Here is a 19549-nt window from a genome sequence, read left to right as displayed (position 1 = left end):
CTCCCGCATGAAGACCATCTACCTGTGCGATGACGATCCCGCCGTGCGCGGCGCGCTGGCGTTCCTGCTGCAGCAGCACGACATGGAGGTGTTCGCCTTCGAGCGCGGCGCCGACCTGCTGGCGGCCGTCGATGCCGCGCCCGCCCCGGTGCGTGGCGTCTTCCTGCTGGACATGCGGATGGAGCCCATGGGCGGCGAGGAGGTCCACCAGGCCCTGATCGCGCGCGGGCTGCACGCGCGCAACCCGGTCCTGTTCCTCAGCGGCCACGGCAGCATCCCGATGGCGGTCGCCTCGGTGCAGCGCGGCGCGGTGGACTTCCTGGAGAAGCCCTACACCGACGACTCGCTGATCGAGCGCCTGGGCCGCGCCTTCGCGCTGGAGGCGCAGTGGCAGGCCGAGGCCCGGCGCCGCGAGTTCCTGGCCTCGATGTGGCAGGAGGTGACGCCGCAGCAGCGGCGCGTCGCCCTGCTGGTGGCGGCCGGCGACCTGAACAAGGTCATCGCGGCGAAGCTGGAGGTCTCCGAGCGCATGGTCGAAGTGCACCGCGCCCGGGTGTTCGAGAAGCTGGGCGTGGACTCGGCGGCCGAACTGGCGACCACGCTGGCGAACATGCGCGCCCTGGCGATCGCGCTGGAGGGCTGAGCCCGCCAGCGCGCCGGTCCTCAGATCGCGAAGCGCTCGACTTCCTCGCGCGTCGAATCCGCGAGCTTCGACAGTCCGATCACCGTCGCCGTGATCTCCTCCGAGGCGGAGGCGTTGGCGGCGGCGATCTGGTCGAGGCTGGCCAGGTTGGCGTTGATTTCCTCGACCGCGCTGGACTGCTGCTCCATCGCCGCGGCGATGCGCTCCAGCATGGAACGGGTCTGCTGCGCGCTGGCTTCCAGGTTGCTCATGTCGGCGCGCACCTCGCCCACGGCCGCGACGGCGTTGCGCGTTTCCTGCACCGCCTCGGCCACGAGCGCGGCGATCTCCTGGGAGCTCTCGGCGCTGCTCTGGGCCAGCTTGCCCACTTCCTCGGCCACCACCGAGAAGCCCTTGCCATGCTCGCCGGCGCGCGCGGCCTCGATGGCGGCGTTCAGCGACAGCAGGTTGGTCTTGTTGGCGATCTTCTCGATCACCTCGGTGATCTTGCTGATCTTCTCGGAGTTCGAGGCGATGCGGCCGACCACTTCGACCATGCGCTCCATCTTCTCGATGCCCGAGCGCGTCATCGTCGCCGCCTCGCGGGCCTGGCCGCTGGCGAACTCGGTGTTGCGCGAGACATCGGCGACCGCGGTGGCGGTCTGGCGCACCGCGGTGGCGACCTGGCTCAGGGCCATGGTCTGGTTCTGCACGCCGTCGGCGATCTGGCTGATGGCGGTGCTGGTCTGCCCCGAGGCCGTGGCGACCTGGCGGGTGTTGGTGTTGACCTGGCGCAGCGTGCCCGCCAGCGAATCCAGCGAGCCGTTGATGTCGCTCTTCAGGCGCAGCAGGTCGCCCTGGGCCTGGGCCGCCACCCGCAGGCGCAGGTCACCGCCGGCCACCGCGCTCATCACGCGGCCGATGTCGCCGGTCATGGCCTGCAGGGCTGCCACCGCGCTGGTGAGCTGGGTGGCCGCCTGCTCGAAGGCGCCGCGCGCCTGCACGCTCATGCGGGCCGACAGGTCACCCGATTGCAGGGCCCGCGTCACGCCGCTCAGGCCCTGGATCACCTCGGCGACCGACGCCAGCGTCTGGTTCACCGACTGCTTCAGGCGCTCCATGTCGCCGCGCAGCGGGGCCTGGATCGGCCGCGAGAAGTCGCCGGCGGCGAGCCCGCGCATGGCGGTGTCCACCTCGCCGATCGCGCCCGAGAGCGTGCGCATCATGCGGTTGAAGCTGCCGGCGGTCTGGGCGATCTCGTCGCGGCCGGTCACCGCCACCTGGCGGGACAGGTCGAAGCTCTCGCCGATCTCCTTCATGGCCCCCTGCAGCTGTTCCAGCGGACGGCGGATGCTGCGTGCCACGGCCCAGGCCAGGCCGAGGCTGATCAGGAGCGCCGCCGCGCTGGCGGCCGCGGCCAGCAACAGCTGGCGCTGGCGCTCGTGGGCCAGCGCGCGGGCGTTGGCGGTGAGGCGGCTGGCGATCTTGTCGTCGACCTGCTTGACCGCGGCCATCTTGGCGCTGATCTGGGTCCACCAGTCGGCGGCGGCCACCGGGTAGTCGCCCTTGGCCGCGTTCTCGATGACCGCGTTGCGCATCTCCAGGGCGGCCACCGAGGCCGGGGCCTTCAGGGCCTCGTCGAACTGGGCGGCGTCGGCCGGGTCGGCCGTGGCGCGCAGCAGCGCCTCGAAGGTGGCCTGGCGGGCCACGATCACATTCAGGTTGCGCACGCCCTGGTCACCCAGGGGCTTGCGGCTGCTCAGGACGGAATTGACCAGCGCGCGCTCGCGGCCGTAGTACTCCTTGGCCGACACCAGGTAGAAGTAGCCGGTGACCTGGCGGGCGAAGTTCGCATCGGGCGCCTGGCGCTGCAGGGCGCCGATGTGGGCCAGCCACTGCTCGATCCGGGCGTTGTACCAGGCCACCGCGGTCGGGGCGTCCAGCGCCAGGGTGTCGACCTTGCCGCGGGTCTCGGCCAGGCCGGCGGCCAGTTCCTCGAGCATCTTGCGCGGCCCGGCGGCGTCGGCCGGCAGGGCCGCCTGCAGGGCGCGCAGGCGCTGGTCGGCCTGGGCGCGCTGCTGGCGCAGGGGCTCGGCCGCCTGGGCAGCGCCCTGGGCGCCGATGAAGCCCGCGCTCAGGCCCCGCTCGCTCTGCACCTGGTGCACGAGGTCGCCGGCCAGCGCGGCTTCTTCCATGGCACGGGCGCCCCGCTCGAAGGCCTGGCCTTGCTGGTAGCGCTCGGCCACGACCTCCAGGGCGAAGAGCGTCAGCACGAACAAGGTCAGCCCGACGAGGGCAAGCAGTCGCGCGCGGATCGTGAATCGGGCCAGCCACTGGGTCATTGCGTGTCTCCTGTACGCTCGTGTCTTGTACGCCCTCATCTTAGCTTCAGTTGCAAATTAGGGGCTTACTAAACACAAGTTAAGAGATCGCTAGTGGCTGTCGTTTTGAATACTTCGAAAATAGATAGTCGAGGCGTGGCCGCCGGGCAGGGGCCAGCGCCCCGCCGCCCTCAGTCCAGCTTGGCGCCGGACTTGGCGACTGCGGCTGCCCACTTGGGCATCTCGGCGGCGAGGAACTTCGCGAAATCCTCGCTGCCCAGGAAGGCGGGGTCCGCCCCCTGCGAGGTCATGCGGGCGCGGATCTCCGGCGCGGTGAGCACCTGCCGGAAGGCGTCGCTCAGGCGGGCGGTGACGTCGCGCGGCAGGTTCGCCGGCGCCAGGAAGCCGTAGAAGCCGACCACCTCGAAGCCCTGGAGGCCGCTCTCGATGACCGTGGGCGTGTCGGGCAGGGCGGGGTTGCGCTCGCGGCTGGTCACGGCCAGGGCCCGCACCTTGCCCTGCTTGTGGTAAGCCGCCGCCTGCGGGATGGACTCGGCCATGAATTGCACCTGCCCTGCCATCAGGTCGGTGAACGCCGGCGCGCTGCCCCGGTACGGGATATGGACCATGTACAGGCCGGTGGCGCTCTTGAACATCTCGGGCACCAGGTGGCTGATGCCGCCGTTGCCCGCCGAGCCGTAGTTGACCTGCCCGGGCCGGGCCTTCGCGTAGGCGATGAACTCCGGCAGGGTGCGGGCCGGCAGGTTCGGGTTCACCAGCAGCGCGAGCGGCTGCATGGCGGTGCGCGCGATGGGGGTGAAGTCGCGCAGGGTCTGGTAGGGCAGTCGGGTGTAGAGCGCGGGATTGATCACCATCACGCCGGTGTTGGCCAGCATCAGGGTGTAGCCGTCGGCCGGCGCGCGCATCACCTCCTGCGCGCCGACGGTGCCGCCGGCGCCGGCCTTGTAGTCGATGACGATGGGCTGGCCCAGCGCGGCGCCCAGGCGTTCCGCCAGCAGGCGGGCATGCTGGTCCAGCGGGCCGCCCGCCGGGAAGCCGATGACGATGCGGATCGGCTTCTCGGGGAAGGCGGCGAGGGCATTGCCGGCCAGCAGGAGGGCCAGGAGGGCGGCGGTGCGTTTCAGTCGGGTGATCATCGGTGGCGTCCTTCCACCCGTTCGCGCGGCCGGGTCCGTTCGGGCCATCGCGGGACTCCGCGGTACGGGCCCGGCAGTTTATCGCCGGCGGGGGACCCGGCCCGCGGGCGCTCGGCACGCCGACGCGGGTCGCGAGGCCTAGCCGCCGTGCACGAGCGCGTCGGGAATCTCGAAGTGCTCCTCGGCGTTGAAGCTCACGCGCCACCCCTGCCCGGTGCGCACCGCGCTCATCGGCTGGTGCGTATCGGACGCCTTCGGCTCGCCGTGCAGGAAGAGGATGCGGCGCCTGCGGTCGCCGTCCCAGGCGAGCTCCACCGTTGCCGTTCCGTCGGTGCCGCGGCGCACGACGCGGGCCTCGCACTCGCGGGTGCGGGTGTACATGGGTTCGCACGCCGTCGCGGCGATGGCGTGGTAGCGGGTGCCGGCCACCCGCGCATCGGCGTGCGCCGGCAGGGGCCGCAGCGGGGCGCCGGCGAGGCCGACCGACAGGGTGAAGCCGGCGCTCTCGTTGCGACGGGCCGCGGCGCGCAGGAGGAACACCCGGACCGTGTAGGTGCCGTCATCCGGGAGCAGGCCGTCGAAGCGGTTGTCCGACTGCTCGCCGATGGCCATCGCGGCCTCGCGTTCGCCTGGGGGGAGCAGGTTGAAGTACAGGGCCTGGTGCGGGCTGCGCAGGCTGAGCGTGAGGCGTTGGCCGGCGCTGGCCCGCAGGGTGTGGTCGATGTACTGGCGCCCGGTGACCCGGCCGCGGAGTTCGGCCGAGGACTGTCCCTCGGCGAGGCGTACCGGCCTGGCGAGGCGGTCCGGGTCGGGCGGCGCGGCCTGGGCGGCGAGGGCCGTCCAGGCGAGGGCGGCTGCGGCGGCGAGCCGCCGCAGGCCCTGGCGCCGCCCCTGCGGGTCGCCAGGGCCTCGTGGCGGGCGGGTGGCTTGCAGAAGAAGACGCATGGCGCTGCGTCCGCTCAGTTGGAATACCCCGGGTGGCGGATGCCGATGACGGTCAGGTGGAAGCCGCCGGAGCTCAGCGGGATCGTGTCCTTGTAGAGGGCTTCCTGCGCATCGCGGCTGCGATAGACCTCGACCTTGTGGTTCTGGATGCCCGGCTCGATGAACTCCAGCGAGTAAGGCCGCGTGACCTGCGGCTCGCCGGAGGTCACGGGCTGTGGGCGCTGCGGCTCGTGGACCACCAACTGGTGCGTCACCACGCTGGCCGGCGCGCCGGCGGACGGGGTGGCGGCCGTGATGACCAGGACGGCCTGCGCCGGCACGCGCTGGGGCGTGGACTGCGTGACCGGCGGGACGTTGACGACCTGCAGGGGCGGCACGCTGGGAGGCAGCGGCTGCGGCGGCGCGAGCTGGGGCGCGGACTGCGTGACCGGCGGGACGGTGGCGGCCTGCAGGGGCGGCACGCTGGGAGGCTGCGGCTGCGGCGGCGCGAGCTGGGGCGCGGACTGCGTGACCGGCGGGACGGTGGCGGCCTGCAGGGGCGGCACGTTGGGAGGCAGCGGCTGCGGCGGCGCGAGCAGGGGCGCGGACTGCGTGACCGGCGGGACGTTGACGGTCTGCAGGGGCGGCACGCTGGGAGGCAGCGGCTGCGGCGGCGCGAGCAGGGGCGCGGACTGCGTGACCGGCGGGGCGTTGACGGTCTGCAGCGGCGGCACGCTGGGGGGCAGCGGCTGCGGCGGCGCGAGCAGGGGCGCGGACTGCGTGACCGGCGGGGCGTTGACGGTCTGCAGCGGCGGCACGTTGGGAGGCAGTGGCTGCGGCGGCGCGAGCAGGGGCGCGGACTGGGTGAGCGGTGGGGCGAGCGTCGGCTGCCGGGGCGGCACGACGAGCGCCGGTGCCTGGGGCACCAGGACGACGTTGTGGTGGTCCGGGGGCAGGCTGCCCAGGGGCGGGTTCGGCGTGCCGCCCTGCGGGCCGGGTTGGGGCAGGGCCTGCGCGGGATGCGTGCTGGCCGGATGGGTGTTGGCATTCACGGCCTGGCAGTGGTGCTGACCGCCGGACCGGTGGCAGTTCGCAGCCGCCATCGCCAGGCTGGGGACCAGCGACGCGATCGCCGCGGCAAGACGCATCTTCGACATGGCGGGCTCCTCAGAAGTAGTGGATGGCCTGGAACCAGGCCCGGGTGCGGGACGTGCGCCCGTCACTCGCCGCCCCGGTGGCGGGCTGGCGCATCGGGTTGCCGCCGACCTGCCGGGCCAGCGTGGCCCGCGCCACCCAGGCCGTGCCCAGGGTCGCGTTGACGTTCAGCCCCACGGACTTGAGCGAGAGGTGGTTGTCGAGGCCCGGGGTGGCGCCCTGCCACCCCGGCCAGGTCGCCTTGTGGTTGCGCACCCAGCCCTGCTCGACGAACAGGCCGGCATGCAGGGTGCCGCTCCAGGGCGCGAGGACGTCGCGGCGAATCTCGAGGTGCAGGTCCGTGCCGCTGTCGCCCCCGGCCTCGCCGAGCGGGTAGCCGGGCAGCGACGTGCCGCCGCCGAGGTAGAACTTCTGCGAGGTGTCGAGGTTGGCCGAGGCCCACTGGGCGCCGACCCGGCCCAGGAACTCCCAGTGCCCGCCCAGGTGCTGCAGCCGCGACAGCTGGAGGTTCGCCCGGGTGAACCCGCCGGCGGTCCTCGCGGTGCTGCTGTCCAGCGCCTCGTAGGCGGCGTCGCCCCGCACATCGACCGAGCCGGTCGTGACCGAGGCGCCGAACGTGGACAGTCCCGTGCCGCCCCAGCCGCGGTCGTCGTCGCCCTGCAGCGACACGGCGACGCTGCGGATGCGCCGCTTCGCGTCGACCGGCAGCTCGTTGCGGTCGCTGACCTCGAGGTGGGACAGGTCGGCGCGCAGGTTCAGGTTGCCGTGGCGCGAGCGGATGACGGGATGGGTCAGGTACAGGCGGAAGTCCGACGCATGCCCGGAGGACCGGCCGGCGCCGGCGATGTCGTCGGCGTCGTAGCTGAAATGGTCGAGGCTCGCCCCGGCGCGCGTCCCGGTCGGGGACACCGGGGCCAGGTAGGTCAGGTAGGCGTAGCGCGAGCGCTCACCCGAGGTGACCAGCCGTGCCACCGCCTGGTCGCCGGTCCGGCTCGGGCTGTTCAGGTACAGCGTGGTGCCCAGCCGGGTCTGACCGGTCGACCGCGACCCGAAGTTGTCGAGGTCCACGTTCCCGGAGACCAGGGGCAGGTCGGTCACCGTGGTCCGCAGCCGGGCGGTGCCGACGCGTTCCCCCGGGTACAGGACGGACGCGGTGGTGATCCCCGGGAGGTCCTCGGCCAGCAGCAGCGCCCGCTCGACGCTGTCACGCCGCAGGGGCTCGCCGGGCCGCAGGTGGGCGTCCAGGATGCCCTGGACGACCTTCGTGTCGACCCGCTGGCCCCGGTTGGCGACATAGGCCCCGTTGGCGTCGAGCACGCCCTCGTGGACCTCGAGCCGCAGCGTCCCGGCGACCTGCTGGGGCGGGATGAAGACCCGCGCGACGAAGTAGCCGGCCTGGCGGTAGCGCGCGTTCAGCGCGTCGGCCGCGCGGTGCAGGCCCTCGGTATCGAGCTCCCTGCCGAGGAAGGGTTGGAGGACGGCCGCGACCTCGTCGGCGGTGAAGCGGGTGACGCCGGTGACCTCGAAGGCCGCCACCTGGATCCGCTCGCGGCTGGTGGCCGCCACCTGCCGGGAGCGGGACTGCGCCTCGGGGGGCAGCGGCGCCGCGCCCGAGGGCCTGGGAGCCAGCCGCCGTGCCGTCTCGTCCTGGTAGCGGCGGATGAATTCGCCGGCGTCCGCCGCGGCCCAGGCCGGGTGGGAGGCCGCCAGGGCCGCCGTGACGAGGAGGCCGCCGAGAAGGCCTCCGAGGAGCGGGGAGGACTGCCGGGTTCGCATCATGGGGGCGGCCAGGTTGATGGTCGAAATCACTTTCATTCCCAAAGTGAGATGTAAGTGAGTGTGAATTAAACCATCGAATCCGGCCGTCTCCCCCCTCGAATGCCCGCGCCCGGGCCGGGCCTCAGGCCCCGTACCGCCGCTGCGCCGTGTAGGCCAGGCCGGCGGCCACGCCGCCGAACAGGTCGCCCTGCACCAGCGGCACGCCGGGCCAGCGCGCGGCCAGGCGGGCCTGCAGCGTGGCCAGCGCCGAGGAGCCGCCGGTGAGGTAGATCGCGTCCGGCGCCGCGGCGCCGGCCAGGCCGGCGCGCCGCAGGCACTCGCCGGCGGCATCGACCACGCGGGCGAGGAGGGCGTCGAGGTCGCCGGCCAGGCGCGCCGGCTCCAGCGGCGCGGACAGGCCGGCCTCCACCTCGTCCAGCATGATGCGGGTGGCATGGCCGCTCACCGAGCAGGAGATCTTGGCGTGCTCCACCTCGCTGGCCAGGCGGTGGCCCAGGCGCTCGCGCAGCACGGTCATGAGGCGGGCATGCAGCTGCGGCTGCGCGTAGTTGGTCCGCAGCTCCTGCACCGCGCGCAGCACGCGCGGCTGGTACTGGAAGTTGATCAGGTGCCAGGTGGCGAGGTCGAAGAAGATCCCGCTGGGCACCTCGCGCCCCTGCGGGCCGGCGTGGCCCAGCCCGAGCAGGGGCATCACGTGCGCCAGGCTCAGCCTGCGGTCGAAGTCGGTGCCGCCGATGTGCACGCCGGCGGTGGCCAGGATGTCGGCGCCGCGGTCGGCGAGGCGGGCGCGGGCAGGGCCCAGGCGCACCACCGAGAAGTCCGAGGTGCCGCCGCCGATGTCGACCACCAGGGCCAGGGCCTCGCGGTCCAGGCGGCGCTCGTAGTCGAAGGCGGCCGCGATCGGCTCCAGCTCGAAGCTGACCTCCTCGAAGCCGGCGCTGGCGGCCGCCTGGGCCAGCGAGTCCTGGGCCTGGCGGTCACGCTGCGGGGCGTCGTCCACGAAGTGCACCGGCCGCCCCAGCACCACCCGCCGGCCGGCGCCGGGCGCATGGGCGCGGGCCCGCGCCGCCAGCTCGCCGAGGAAGCGGGCGATGATGTCCTGGAATTTCTGCTCGCCCCAGCCGACTGCGGTGTGCTCGTCCATCAGCGGCGTGCCCAGCAGGCTCTTGAGGGAGCGCATGAGGCGGCCCTCGGTGCCGGCGAGGTACAGGGCCATGGCCTCGCGGCCGTAGTGCACGGTCTTGTCCTCGGCGTTGAAGAAGACGGCGGTGGGCAGGGTGGTGGCGTCGCCCTCCACCGGCAGCGGGCGGGCGTTGCCGCCGGCGTCGACCGCGGCGACGACGCTGTTGGAGGTGCCGAAGTCGATGCCCAGCGCCGGGGCGTTCGGGAGGGCGGCCGGGGTCGGGGCGGTGTGGGGCATGGGGCAGGGCGCGGCCGGCGGCGCGCGGGCAAAGCGGCGCATTCTAGACACCCCGCAGGCCGCCGCCCAAGCCTGCGCCGCCGCGCCTGCCGGCGGCCGGCCCATGCTACGGTATCGGCTGCGCCGGCGCCCACGCCCGGCCGCGCCCCTGCCCATGCACCTGACCCGCCGCCGCAGCGATTTCGAGCCCGCCAGCGCCTACGAGTACCCGCAGCACCTGCGCGCGGCCATCGAGGGCGCGCCGGCCGGCCCCGGGGTCTACACCTTCCACGGCGAGGCGGACGACCTGCCCCTGTACATCGGCAAGAGCGTGAACCTGCGCGCGCGCCTGCTCTCGCACCTGCGCAACCCCGACGAGGCCCGCCTGCTGCGGCAGACCCGCCGCATCACCTGCACCCGCACCGCCGGCGAGATCGGCGCGCTGCTGCTGGAGGCGCAGCAGATCAAGCAGCTGCATCCGCTGTTCAACCAGAAGCTGCGGCGCAACCGGCAGCTGTGCAGCCTGCAGCTGGTGGAGGGGAGGCCGCAGGTCGTCTACTCCAAGGACCTGGACTTCGCCACCGCGCCCGAGCTGTACGGCCTGTTCTCCAGCCGCCATGCGGCGCTCGAGGCGCTGCGCGACATCGCCGACGAGGCGCGCCTGTGCTACGGCGGCCTCGGCCTGGAGAAGCTGCCGCCGGGCAAGGCGTGCTTCCGCGCCGCGATCCGCCAGTGCGCGGGCGTGTGCCGCGGCGACGAGCCGCCCGAGGCGCACCACGAGCGCCTGCTCGCCCGCCTGGAGCGGTTGCGGGTGGCGTGCTGGCCCTACCCGGGCGCCGTGGGGCTGGTCGAGCGCGACGCGGACCTCACCCAGGTCCATGTGGTGCGCAACTGGTGCTACCTGGGCAGTGCCGCCAGCCTCGACGAGGCCCGCGCGCTGCGCAGCGTGGCGGCGGGATTCGATGCCGATGGCTACCGGATCCTGGTGGGGCCGGTGCTCACGCAGGCGGTGGAGGTGGTGGCCCTCTAGCGTCGAGGCGTCCGGGCCGCCAGGGCCCGGGCCTTGCGGGGGCGCTCAGTCCGCCAGGAACCGCTGCGCCAGCAGCGCCCAGTACGCCGCGCCCACCGGGATGTTGGCGTCGTCGAAGTCGTAGTTCGGGTTGTGCACCATGCAGGCCCCGTGGCCGCCGGTGGCTTCGTCGCCGTTGCCGATGTACAGGTAGCAGCCCGGCACCTCGTCCAGCATGAAGGCGAAGTCCTCGCTGCCGGTGAGCGGCTCGGCCTGCAGCGTGACCTGGTCCGGCCCCACCAGCTCCAGGGCCACCTGGCGCGCGAACTCGGTCTCGGCCCGCGTGTTCACCAGCACCGGGTAGCCGCCCTGGAAGTCCACGGTCGCCTGCACGCCGTAGCTGCGCGCCTGCAGGTCCACCAGCTCGCCGATGCGGCGCTTCAGGGTCTTGTGGACCTCGCGGTCCAGCGAGCGCACGCTCAGTTTCAGGGTGGCCTCGTTGGGGATCACGTTGTTCGCCTGGCCGGCCTGGAACGCGCCCACGGTGATCACCGACATCTGCAGCGGCGCCACGTTGCGCGAGACGATGGTCTGCAGGCCCATGACGATGGCCGCGCCCGCCACCACCGGGTCGGCGGCGTGGTGCGGCATGGCGCCATGGCCGCCCACCCCGCGCAGGGTGATGGTGATGTTCTCGCTGGCCGCCATCGTCGGTCCCTCGCGCAGAAGCAGCCGGCCGCGCGGGAAGCCCGGCATGTTGTGCATGGCGAAGACCGCGTCGCAGGGAAAGCGCTGGAACAGGCCGTCCTCCATCATCTTCCTGGCGCCGCCCAGGCCTTCCTCGGCGGGCTGGAAGATGAGGTTCAGCGTGCCGCTGAATCGCCCGTGCTCGGCGAGGTGCCGGGCGGCGGCCAGCAGCATCGCGGTGTGGCCGTCGTGGCCGCAGGCATGCATCAGGCCGGCATGGACGCTGGCGTGCGGCAGGCCGGTCTGCTCGTGGATCGGCAGGGCGTCCATGTCGGCGCGCAGGCCGAGGCGGCGCTGGCCGTCGCCCCGTCGCAGCTGCCCCACCACGCCGGTGCCGCCCAGGCCGCGCGTGACCTCGTAGCCCCAGGCGGCCAGGCGCTCGGCCACCAGGTCGCTGGTGCGGAACTCCTGGTAGCCCAGCTCCGGGTGGCGGTGGATGTCGCGGCGCAGCGCGACGAATTCGTCGGCCGTGGCGCGCAGCGCCTCGACCATCCCGGTCACGCCGGCCAGGCCGCGCCCGCCGTGCGTTTCGCGCATCCCGGTCATCTCGCCCATCGTGCCCATCGTGCCCATCGTGCCCATCGCCTCACTGGGGCTGCAGGTCGATCGACTTGGCGATGGCGCGGAACTGCGCGATGCCGTCGGCATAGACCTTGGCCATCGCCGGCAGGGGCTGCGATTTCGCCGGGGTCCGGCTGTTGGCCTCCAGCGAAGCGCGCACCGCCGGGTCGGCCAGCGCCTCGCCCAGGGCCTTGTGGATCGCCTGCACCACCGGCTCGGGCGTGTCCCGCTTCACGAAGATGCCGGACCAGATGTGGAAGGTGAAGTCCTTCAGCGCCTTGCTCTCGCCGATGGCGGGGACGTCCCGGGCGCCCTCGACCCGCTCCTTGCTCAGGAGGGCCAGCACCTTGAGCTTGCCCTGCTTGGCCATCTCGTCGTAGTTCTTGCCGTAGGGGCTGAGGAAGATGTCGACCTGGCCGCCCAGGAGGTCCTGGTTGGCGGGCGCGGCGCCCTTGTAGGGGACATGGGTCATCGGGATGCCGGTGACCTTGGACAGGTGCTCGCCGAGCAGGTGGTAGAACGAGCCGGGCCCCACGCTGGCATAGGTCACGGGCTTGCCGGCCGCGGCCTGCCTGCGGGCGTAGGCGAGGAATTCGTCCACGCTGTTCACCGGCAGGTCCTTGCGGGCCACGAAGCCGATCTGCGAGGCCTCGATCATCTGCACCAGGCGGAAGTCCTCGCTGCGGAACTTCACCGAGGCGTTGGCCAGGGGCGAGAGGATCAATTCATTGGGCGAGCCCTGGAACAGGTAGTGGCCGTCGCCGGGCGCATTGAGCACCTTCTGCGCGGCGATGCCGCCGGTGGCGCCGCCCAGGTTCTCCACGATCACCGGCTGGCCCAGCGCCTTGCCGAGTTGCACGTTGAAGCTGCGGGCCACCACGTCCGACGGGCCGCCGGCGGGGTAGGGGACCATCAGCGTCACCGGCTTGCCGGGGAATTGCTGCGCGAGGGCGGCGCCGGCCAGGCCCAGGGCGGCGAGGGCGGCCGCGGCATGGCGGAACAGGTGGCGGCGGGAAGGGGTCATGGCGTGTCTCCAGGGTTCTCGGGATCGCGCTGCCCAGCGTGTCGGCAGCAGGCGGAGCGGATCCTAGGCCTTGGAAAACCATGTGTCCAATGCATTATTTTCCTGATAATGATGAGGAAAACGGATGATTCGGCGCCCCGCGCCGGGCCGCCCTCAGCGCATGCGCCCCGGCGTCGTCGCCGCCTCCCGATGCAGCCACGACAGGAAGGCTTCCACTGCCGGCCGCTTGGCATGGCGCTCGGGGTACACGGCGAAGTGGGCCTTGACCCCGATGGCCCGGTCCATGCCGAACACCGGCTTGAGCTTGCCTTCGGCCAGGTGGCCGCCGGCGTTCACCGCGCTCTCCAGCGCCACGCCCAGGCCCTGGGTGGCGGCGTCCAGCGACATCTGGGCCCGGTCGAAGCGCACCGGGAAGCGGTCGGGCGCGCGCAGCGAGGTGAAGCGGGTGAACCAGTCCGACCACTGCACCACGCTCACGTTGCTCTGGATCAGGGGCACCTCCAGCAACTGCTCCGCCCGTTTGAGCTTGTGCTCCTTGATGAAGGCGGGGCTGGCCAGGGGCACGATGGCCTCCTCGAACAGGGGTTCCACCACCAGGTCGCCCCACTGCGGCACCCCGTAGCGGATGTCGATGTCGGCCTGGCCCAGCGCGAAGTCGCTGGGCGTGTGGGCGGCCGAGAGGTTCAGCGAGATCTCGGGGTAGGCCTGGGCGAAGCGGCGCAGCCGCGGCATCAGCCACAGCGAGGCGATGCTGGGGGCGGAGTGCACGTACAGGCTGTTGCGAACGCCCTGGCGCAGGTCGTCGCTGGCCGCCGAGATGGCGGACAGCGCCGCGCCCACCCGCAGCAGGTAGTGCTCGCCCGCGGGGCTCAGGCGAACGCCGTGCGCGCTGCGCTCGAACAGGCGCACATCCAGCTGCGCCTCCAGCCGCGCGATCTGGTGGCTGATGGCCGAGGCGGTGAGGTGAAGCTCCGCGGCGGCGAGGGCGAAGCTGCGGCGGCGGGCCACGGCCTCGAAGGCCTGGAGGTTGGTGATGGGGGGCAAGGCCGGCATGGGGGCAACCCTGAGGTCAGATGACGGTTTGTCATCTTAGGCTGAAAACTCATCGCTTGTCGTAATGCAGGGGGCTCCCGATCATTCGCGGCATGGACGAGGCCGCCCCCGGCCCGCCCCCCGAAACGACCCCCTCACTGGAGACAAGACCGATGCTTCTGAAAGACAAAGTGGCCGTCATCACCGGCGGCGCCGGCATCAACGGCCTGGGTTTCGCCACCGCACGCCAGATGGCGGCTCAGGGCGCCCGCGTGGTGATCATGGACCTGGAGCGCGCCGACCCGGCCGGCGCCGCCGCCCGCCTGGGCGAGGGACACCTGGGCCTGGTGGGCGACGTGACCGACAAAGCCGCCTGCGAGGCCGCCGCGGCCGCCGTGCTTCAGGCCTTCGGCCGCATCGACATCCTCGTGAACAACGCCGGCATCACCCAGCCGGTGAAGACGCTGGAGATCACCGGCGCCGACTACGACCGCATCCTGGACGTGAGCCTGCGCGGCACGCTCTACATGTCGCAGGCCGTGCTGCCCGCCATGCGTGAGCGCAAGGGCGGCTCCATCGTCTGCATCTCCTCGGTTTCCGCGCAGCGCGGCGGCGGCATCTTCGGCGGCCCGCACTATTCGGCGGCCAAGGCCGGCGTGCTGGGCCTTGCCCGCGCCATGGCCCGCGAGTTCGGCATCGAGGGCATCCGCGTGAACTGCATCACCCCGGGCCTGATCGAGACCGACATCACGCAAGGCAAACTCAGCCCCGAGCGCAAGAAGGACATCGAGGACACCATTCCCCTGGCTCGCCTGGGCCGCGCCGACGACGTGGCCGGCGCCTGCGTCTTCCTCGGCAGCGACCTGTCCGCCTACTGCACCGGCATCACGCTCGACGTGAACGGCGGCATGCTGATTCACTGACCCCTACCCCGATCACCAGAAAACCCGGAGACACACACCATGCAACGCAAGACGTTCACTCGCACCCTGCTCGCAGCCGTCGCCATGGCCCTGCTGCCCCTGGCCGCCCAGGCCCAGGCCGTCAAGCTCACGCTGGGCCACGGCGCCGCGCCGGGCAACCCGCGCCACGAGGCCTCGGTCAAGTTCGCCGAAGTCCTGAAGGCCAAGACCGGCGGCCGCATCGAGGTGCAGGTGGCCCCCTCCGCCCAACTCGGCGACGATGCCGCGATGGTGACGGCGCTGCGCACCGGCGCGCTGGATATGTCCGCCAACTCCCAGGGCGCGGTGGCCAACGCCGTGCCGGAGTTCAACGCCTACGGCATGCCCTTCCTGTTCGCTTCGCCCGCCGCGGCTTTCAGGCTGCTCGATGGCCCCCTGGGCAAGGAGCTGGGCGAGCGCTCCATCGAGAAGGGCATGGTGCTCCTGGGCACCTGGGACAACGGCATCCGCCACATGACCAACAGCAAGCGCCCGATCTCCAAGGTGGACGACATGAAGGGCCTGAAGATGCGCGTGCCGCCCGATGCCACCCTGGTGGACATCATGAAGTCGGTGGGCGCCGAGGCCCAGCAGATCAAGTTCGCCGAGCTCTACGTCGCGCTCCAGCAGGGCGTGGTGGACGGTCAGGAGAACCCGCTGGTCAACATCCATGCCAGCAAGCTGTACGAGGTGCAGAAGCACCTGTCCCTGACCAGCCACCAGTTCCAGATGACGCCCTTCCTTATGAGCAAGCGCAGCTGGGACCGCCTCTCCGAGGCCGACCGGAAGGCGGTGCAGGAGGCTGCCGCCGAGGCGACCGCGCTGCAGCGCAAGCTGTCGCAGGAGGCCGACGACAAGCTGCTGGCGGACCTCAAGTCCAAGGGCGTGCAGGTCACGACGCCGGACCATGCAGCGTTCGCCAAGGCCACCGGTGACGTCACCGAGAAGTGGATGGCCGGCAACATCGGCCCGTACGTCAAGAAGGTCGTCGCCGCCGCGCGCGCCAAGTAAGCCCGCCCGCAGGCACTCCGCGCGAGCCGCGGGGTGCCGTGTCCCCCTCCGGAGAGATTCCTATGCAAACCGCCGAATCCAGCGTGATCGAGCGCGGCGTGGCCGGCCTGTGCCGGCTCGTGCTGTGGCTGTCCACCGCGGTGATCTTCGTGATCCTGGTGGCCAATACCGTCCTTCGCTATGCCACTGGCGCCAGCCTGCAGTGGGCCAACGAGGTTCCCGAACTGCTGTTTCCCTGGCTGGTGATGTCCGGGGTGGTGCTTGCATCCCTGCAGGGCGCGCACATCGCGACCACCTTCCTGATGGAGGCGGTGGGCGCCGGCGCGCGCCGCATCGTCACCGTGGTGAGCTGGAGCGTGGTCGCAGTGCTGTACGCCACCCTCACCGTCGCGACCTTCCGCATGCTGGAGGTGGTCCACGACGAGAAGTCCCCCATCTTGCAGTTGCCCGGCTCCATCACCTATGCCTGCGTGATGGGTGGCATGGCGCTGCTGTCCGTGCTGGCGGCGCAATCGGCCTGGCGGGCCTGGCGCCGGCCGGCCCAGGCCGGCGCCGCCGACCCGCACCACGTGCCCACCGCACACTGGTGAGGGGTCACCCCTGAAGGAATTGCCATGAGCGCATTGATCCTCTTCGTCTTCCTGGGCTCGGCGGTGATCGCCATGCCCATCGCGCATGCGCTGCTGATGGCAGCCATGACGGCCGCCGCCGCCTCGGACAAGGTGCCGCTGGACCTGCTGGTGCAGCAGATGGTGGCCCAGGTCCAGAGCTTCCCCCTGATCGCCATCCCGTTCTTCATGCTGACCGGCACCCTGATGATGGGCGGCAAGCTGGGCGAGGCGCTGGTGGGCGTGCTGTCCGCGCTGATCGGCCGCTTCCATGGCGGCCCGGCGCAGGTGGGCGTGCTGTCGTCCACGCTCTTCGGCGGTGTCTCGGGTTCGGCCGTGGCCGACGCTTCGGCCATCGGCTCCCTGCTGATTCCCTGGCACAAGCGCCTCGGGTACCCCGCCGCCTTCTCGGCCGCCACCCTGGCCTCGGCCGCCACGATCGACATCCTGATTCCCCCGTCGATCCCGCTGATCTTGTTCGCGCTCAGCTCGAACGCTTCCATCGCCGCGCTGTTCGTGGCCGGCGTGCTGCCCGGCATCCTGATGTGCGGGGGCTTCATGGCCGCGTGCTGGTGGGTCGGCCGCCGCCGCAACTTCCCCCGCGACCTCACGCCGTTCGACCGGGCTGCCTTCCTGCGGCACCTGGCCTACGCCTCGCCGGCGGTGGTGCTGCCGGTGCTGATCATCATCTTCCTGCGTTTCGGCATTGCCACGCCGACCGAGGTGGCCGTGCTCTCCACGCTGTACGCCGGCCTGGTCTCGGCGGTGATCTACCGCGACCTGGGCTGGAAGCGGCTGAACGACGCCGTCGTCCATGCGGGCCTGGCCACCGGGGTTGTGCTGCTGGTCATCATGACCTCGGCCGCGATCGGCTGGCTGCTCACCTTCGACCAGATGCCGCAGGGCGTGAGCCAGTGGGTGCAGGCGAACGTGCAGTCCAAGTGGCTGGTGATCCTGCTGATGAACCTGCTGATGCTGTTCCTGGGCATGTTCATCGACCTGCCCGCCGCGATCCTGCTGCTCACGCCGGTATTCGTTCCCCTGGCGCAGTCCGTGGGCATGGACATGACCCAGCTGGGCATCATGATGGTGGTCAATCTGGCCATCGGCCTGTACACGCCCCCCGTGGGCACCACCCTGTTCATCACTAGCGCCCTGGCCAAGGTCAAGGTCGGCCAGACGGTGCGCGAGCTGGGGCCCTTCTACTTTGTCGCCTTCGGCGTGCTCGCCCTGGTGTCTTACGTGCCGGCCAGCATCCTGCGCTGAAGCCGCCCCCCACCCCTTCAAGGAGTTTCCAATGAACCAATCCCCCGCCACGCTGGCGGCACTGGCTTCGGCCGCCTGGCGCATTCGCCGCTTCGCGGTCCGCATGGGCGAGGTGCAGGGCCAGGGCTACGTGGGCCAGGCCCTGGGCTGGTCCGACGTGCTGGCCGTGGCCTACCGCCACGCCCTGAACCTGCGCCCGGAGGATCCCGAATGGGAGGGCCGCGACCGCTTCCTGCTCTCGCACGGCCACTACGCCATCGCCCATTACGCGGCGCTGATCGAGGCCGGCATCATCCCCGAGGCCGAGCTGGAAACCTATGGCAGCGACGACAGCCGCCTGCCCATGTCCGGCATGGCCACGTACACGCCCGGCATGGAGATTTCCGGCGGCTCGCTGGGCCAGGGTCTGGTGATCGGCGTGGGCATGGCCCTGGGCCTGAAGCAGAAGAAGAACCCGGCGTTCGTCTACAACTCCATGTCCGACGGCGAGCTGGACGAAGGCTCCACCTGGGAGGCCGCCATGTCCGCCGCCCACCACCGGCTGGACAACCTGGTCTGCCTGGTGGACATCAACAACCAGCAGGCCGACGGCCCTTCCACCAAGGTGCTGGGCTTCGAGCCGCTCGCGGACAAGTGGGCGGCCTTCGGCTGGCACGTGCAGCGCGTGGACGGCAACGACCTGCCCGCGGTCCTCGCCGCCTTCGACACGGCACGCGCGCTGAAGGAACCCCAGCCGCGCGTGATCCTGTTCGACACCCTCATGGGCAAGGGCGTGCCCTTCCTCGAGCAGCGTGACAAGAACCACTTCATCCGGGTCGACCCGCCCGAGTGGCAGCAGGCCCTCGACATCCTCGACCAGACCGCCCCCACCCTCGAAGGAGCCTCGGCATGAACGCCGCCGTCGCAGACAAGAAGCCCCGCCTGACCACCTCGGCGATGATCGCCTCCATCGCCTCCGAGGGGCAGCGGGTGAAGGCCGCTCCCTTCGGCAAGGCGCTCGTCGAGTACGCGGCGAACCGGCCCGAGGTCGTAGGCCTGACCGCCGACCTCGCCAAGTACACCGACCTGCACCTGTTCGCACAGGCCTACCCCGAGCGCTTCATGCAGATGGGGATGGCCGAGCAGCTCCTCATGGGCGCGGCAGGGGGCCTCGCGAAGGAGGGGCTGGTGCCTTTCGCCACCACCTACGCGGTGTTCGGCACGCGGCGCGCCTACGACTTCATCCATCAGGTGATCGCCGAGGAGAACCTCAACGTCAAGATCTGCTGCGCGCTGCCGGGCCTGACCACCGGCTACGGCCCCAGCCACCAGGCCACCGAGGACCTGGCCATGATGCGCGGCGTGCCGGGCCTGACCATCGTCGACCCCTGCGACGCGCTGGACATCGAGCAGGCCGTGCCGCAGATTGCCGCCCACCAGGGCCCGGTCTACATGCGCCTGCTGCGGGGCAACGTGCCGCTGGTGCTGGACGAGATCGAGGGCTACCGCTTCGAACTGGGCAAGGCCAAGATGCTGCGTGAAGGCAACGACGTGCTGGTGATCTCCAGTGGCATCATGACCATGCGCGCGCTGGAAGTGGCGCAGGACCTGGCCCAGGACAACATCGGCGTGTCGGTGCTGCACTGCCCCACCATCAAACCGCTGGATGAGGCCGCCATCGTGGCGGCGGTGGGCGCGAAGCCGCGCCTGGTGGTGGTCGCGGAGAACCACAGCGTGGTCGGCGGGCTGGGCGAGGCGGTGGCCAGCGCGCTGCTGCGCCATCGCGTGCAGCCCGCAGGCTTCCAGCTCGCCGGCCTGCCCGACGCCTTTCTCGACGCCGGCGCGCTGCCCACGCTGCATGACCGCTACGGCATCAGCCGCGAGGTGCTGGGGCAGCGGGTCAGGGGCTGGCTGGCCTGAGGCCCGGCCTCCCGGGGCGGGGGCCCGGGAGGGCGAGGGTATCCACGAGGTGGACCGCCCGGAGCGCTCGTCAATGATCGTGAGTCCATCCACT

General features: G+C 71.6%; 17 protein-coding genes. 8 read left to right on the top strand and 9 right to left on the bottom strand.

Annotation, left to right across the window (positions count from 1 at the left end):
* The first annotated feature begins 7 nt into the window (after positions 1-7).
* Entirely contained in the window at positions 8-643 is a 636-nt protein-coding gene (locus tag ACT80S_RS02645; RefSeq protein WP_377412244.1) for a response regulator transcription factor, read from the top strand.
* A gap of 20 nt (positions 644-663) precedes the next feature.
* Here ACT80S_RS02645 and ACT80S_RS02640 read toward each other — a convergent pair whose 3' ends face one another.
* From ACT80S_RS02640 to ACT80S_RS02615, 6 genes are all read right to left on the bottom strand, one after another.
* Complete coding sequence (locus tag ACT80S_RS02640; RefSeq protein ID WP_377412242.1) at positions 664-2964, bottom strand: methyl-accepting chemotaxis protein; 2301 nt, start codon at positions 2962-2964, stop codon at positions 664-666.
* A gap of 170 nt (positions 2965-3134) precedes the next feature.
* Positions 3135-4100, bottom strand: coding sequence for a Bug family tripartite tricarboxylate transporter substrate binding protein (locus ACT80S_RS02635; RefSeq protein ID WP_377412240.1), 966 nt, complete (start codon positions 4098-4100; stop codon positions 3135-3137).
* A 138-nt stretch (positions 4101-4238) separates the two neighbouring features.
* Entirely contained in the window at positions 4239-5045 is an 807-nt protein-coding gene (locus ACT80S_RS02630; RefSeq protein WP_377412238.1) for a hypothetical protein, read from the bottom strand.
* A 14-nt stretch (positions 5046-5059) separates the two neighbouring features.
* Positions 5060-6181, bottom strand: coding sequence for a hypothetical protein (locus tag ACT80S_RS02625; RefSeq protein WP_377412235.1), 1122 nt, complete (start codon positions 6179-6181; stop codon positions 5060-5062).
* Positions 6182-6191: 10 nt separating this feature from the next.
* On the bottom strand, positions 6192-7994 hold the full coding sequence (locus tag ACT80S_RS02620; RefSeq protein ID WP_377412233.1) for a ShlB/FhaC/HecB family hemolysin secretion/activation protein: 1803 nt from the start codon (positions 7992-7994) through the stop codon (positions 6192-6194).
* Positions 7995-8079: 85 nt separating this feature from the next.
* Positions 8080-9378, bottom strand: a complete 1299-nt coding sequence (locus tag ACT80S_RS02615; protein WP_377412231.1) for an Hsp70 family protein — start codon at positions 9376-9378, stop codon at positions 8080-8082.
* 154 nt (positions 9379-9532) lie between these two features.
* Between ACT80S_RS02615 and cho the strand changes: the two genes are divergently transcribed.
* A complete protein-coding gene (cho, locus tag ACT80S_RS02610) occupies positions 9533-10387 on the top strand; it encodes an excinuclease Cho (RefSeq protein ID WP_377412229.1) in 855 nt (284 codons plus the stop codon).
* Positions 10388-10432: 45 nt separating this feature from the next.
* Here cho and ACT80S_RS02605 read toward each other — a convergent pair whose 3' ends face one another.
* The 3 genes from ACT80S_RS02605 to ACT80S_RS02595 form a co-directional block, all read right to left on the bottom strand.
* On the bottom strand, positions 10433-11605 hold the full coding sequence (locus ACT80S_RS02605) for a M20 aminoacylase family protein (RefSeq protein WP_377412629.1): 1173 nt from the start codon (positions 11603-11605) through the stop codon (positions 10433-10435).
* 94 nt (positions 11606-11699) lie between these two features.
* The gene (locus ACT80S_RS02600) at positions 11700-12698 is read right to left on the bottom strand and encodes a tripartite tricarboxylate transporter substrate binding protein (RefSeq protein ID WP_377412227.1); all 999 of its coding nucleotides are present in this window, start codon (positions 12696-12698) and stop codon (positions 11700-11702) included.
* A gap of 153 nt (positions 12699-12851) precedes the next feature.
* Entirely contained in the window at positions 12852-13751 is a 900-nt protein-coding gene (locus tag ACT80S_RS02595) for a LysR substrate-binding domain-containing protein (RefSeq protein ID WP_377412225.1), read from the bottom strand.
* A gap of 152 nt (positions 13752-13903) precedes the next feature.
* Here ACT80S_RS02595 and ACT80S_RS02590 point away from each other — a divergent pair, with 152 nt between their 5' ends.
* The 6 genes from ACT80S_RS02590 (at position 13904) to ACT80S_RS02565 (ending at position 19455) form a co-directional block, all read left to right on the top strand.
* The gene (locus tag ACT80S_RS02590; RefSeq protein WP_377412223.1) at positions 13904-14653 is read left to right on the top strand and encodes an SDR family NAD(P)-dependent oxidoreductase; all 750 of its coding nucleotides are present in this window, start codon (positions 13904-13906) and stop codon (positions 14651-14653) included.
* Positions 14654-14692: 39 nt separating this feature from the next.
* A complete protein-coding gene (locus ACT80S_RS02585; RefSeq protein ID WP_377412221.1) occupies positions 14693-15682 on the top strand; it encodes a TRAP transporter substrate-binding protein in 990 nt (329 codons plus the stop codon).
* Between the two features lie 62 nt (positions 15683-15744).
* Positions 15745-16272: a TRAP transporter small permease gene (locus ACT80S_RS02580; RefSeq protein WP_377412219.1), complete on the top strand. Its 528-nt coding sequence runs from the start codon at positions 15745-15747 to the stop codon at positions 16270-16272.
* Between the two features lie 24 nt (positions 16273-16296).
* Positions 16297-17556, top strand: coding sequence for a TRAP transporter large permease (locus ACT80S_RS02575; protein ID WP_377412217.1), 1260 nt, complete (start codon positions 16297-16299; stop codon positions 17554-17556).
* Positions 17557-17587: 31 nt separating this feature from the next.
* Positions 17588-18448: a transketolase gene (locus ACT80S_RS02570; RefSeq protein ID WP_377412215.1), complete on the top strand. Its 861-nt coding sequence runs from the start codon at positions 17588-17590 to the stop codon at positions 18446-18448.
* Positions 18445-19455, top strand: coding sequence for a transketolase family protein (locus ACT80S_RS02565; protein WP_377412212.1), 1011 nt, complete (start codon positions 18445-18447; stop codon positions 19453-19455). The genes ACT80S_RS02570 and ACT80S_RS02565 overlap by 4 nt, the downstream gene beginning before the upstream one ends.
* Positions 19456-19549: the final 94 nt, after the last annotated feature.

It is taken from the genome of Ramlibacter sp. MAHUQ-53 (genome assembly GCF_052600055.1).
This window is presented reverse-complemented; position numbering and strand designations above follow the sequence as displayed.

Bases quoted from the DNA above. Each gene is read 5' to 3' on its own strand.
- ACT80S_RS02570 (WP_377412215.1), top strand. From the start codon at position 17,588: ATGAACCAATCCCCCGCCACGCTGGCGGCACTGGCTTCGGCCGCCTGG.
- ACT80S_RS02630 (WP_377412238.1), bottom strand. From the start codon at position 5,045: ATGCGTCTTCTTCTGCAAGCCACCCGCCCGCCACGAGGCCCTGGCGAC.
- ACT80S_RS02635 (WP_377412240.1), bottom strand. From the start codon at position 4,100: ATGATCACCCGACTGAAACGCACCGCCGCCCTCCTGGCCCTCCTGCTG.
- ACT80S_RS02565 (WP_377412212.1), top strand. From the start codon at position 18,445: ATGAACGCCGCCGTCGCAGACAAGAAGCCCCGCCTGACCACCTCGGCG.
- ACT80S_RS02585 (WP_377412221.1), top strand. From the start codon at position 14,693: ATGCAACGCAAGACGTTCACTCGCACCCTGCTCGCAGCCGTCGCCATG.
- ACT80S_RS02640 (WP_377412242.1), bottom strand. From the start codon at position 2,964: ATGACCCAGTGGCTGGCCCGATTCACGATCCGCGCGCGACTGCTTGCC.
- ACT80S_RS02575 (WP_377412217.1), top strand. From the start codon at position 16,297: ATGAGCGCATTGATCCTCTTCGTCTTCCTGGGCTCGGCGGTGATCGCC.
- ACT80S_RS02605 (WP_377412629.1), bottom strand. From the start codon at position 11,605: ATGGTCGAGGCGCTGCGCGCCACGGCCGACGAATTCGTCGCGCTGCGC.
- cho (WP_377412229.1), top strand. From the start codon at position 9,533: ATGCACCTGACCCGCCGCCGCAGCGATTTCGAGCCCGCCAGCGCCTAC.
- ACT80S_RS02580 (WP_377412219.1), top strand. From the start codon at position 15,745: ATGCAAACCGCCGAATCCAGCGTGATCGAGCGCGGCGTGGCCGGCCTG.
- ACT80S_RS02625 (WP_377412235.1), bottom strand. From the start codon at position 6,181: ATGTCGAAGATGCGTCTTGCCGCGGCGATCGCGTCGCTGGTCCCCAGC.
- ACT80S_RS02615 (WP_377412231.1), bottom strand. From the start codon at position 9,378: ATGCCCCACACCGCCCCGACCCCGGCCGCCCTCCCGAACGCCCCGGCG.
- ACT80S_RS02595 (WP_377412225.1), bottom strand. From the start codon at position 13,751: ATGCCGGCCTTGCCCCCCATCACCAACCTCCAGGCCTTCGAGGCCGTG.
- ACT80S_RS02600 (WP_377412227.1), bottom strand. From the start codon at position 12,698: ATGACCCCTTCCCGCCGCCACCTGTTCCGCCATGCCGCGGCCGCCCTC.
- ACT80S_RS02590 (WP_377412223.1), top strand. From the start codon at position 13,904: ATGCTTCTGAAAGACAAAGTGGCCGTCATCACCGGCGGCGCCGGCATC.
- ACT80S_RS02620 (WP_377412233.1), bottom strand. From the start codon at position 7,994: ATGAAAGTGATTTCGACCATCAACCTGGCCGCCCCCATGATGCGAACC.
- ACT80S_RS02645 (WP_377412244.1), top strand. From the start codon at position 8: ATGAAGACCATCTACCTGTGCGATGACGATCCCGCCGTGCGCGGCGCG.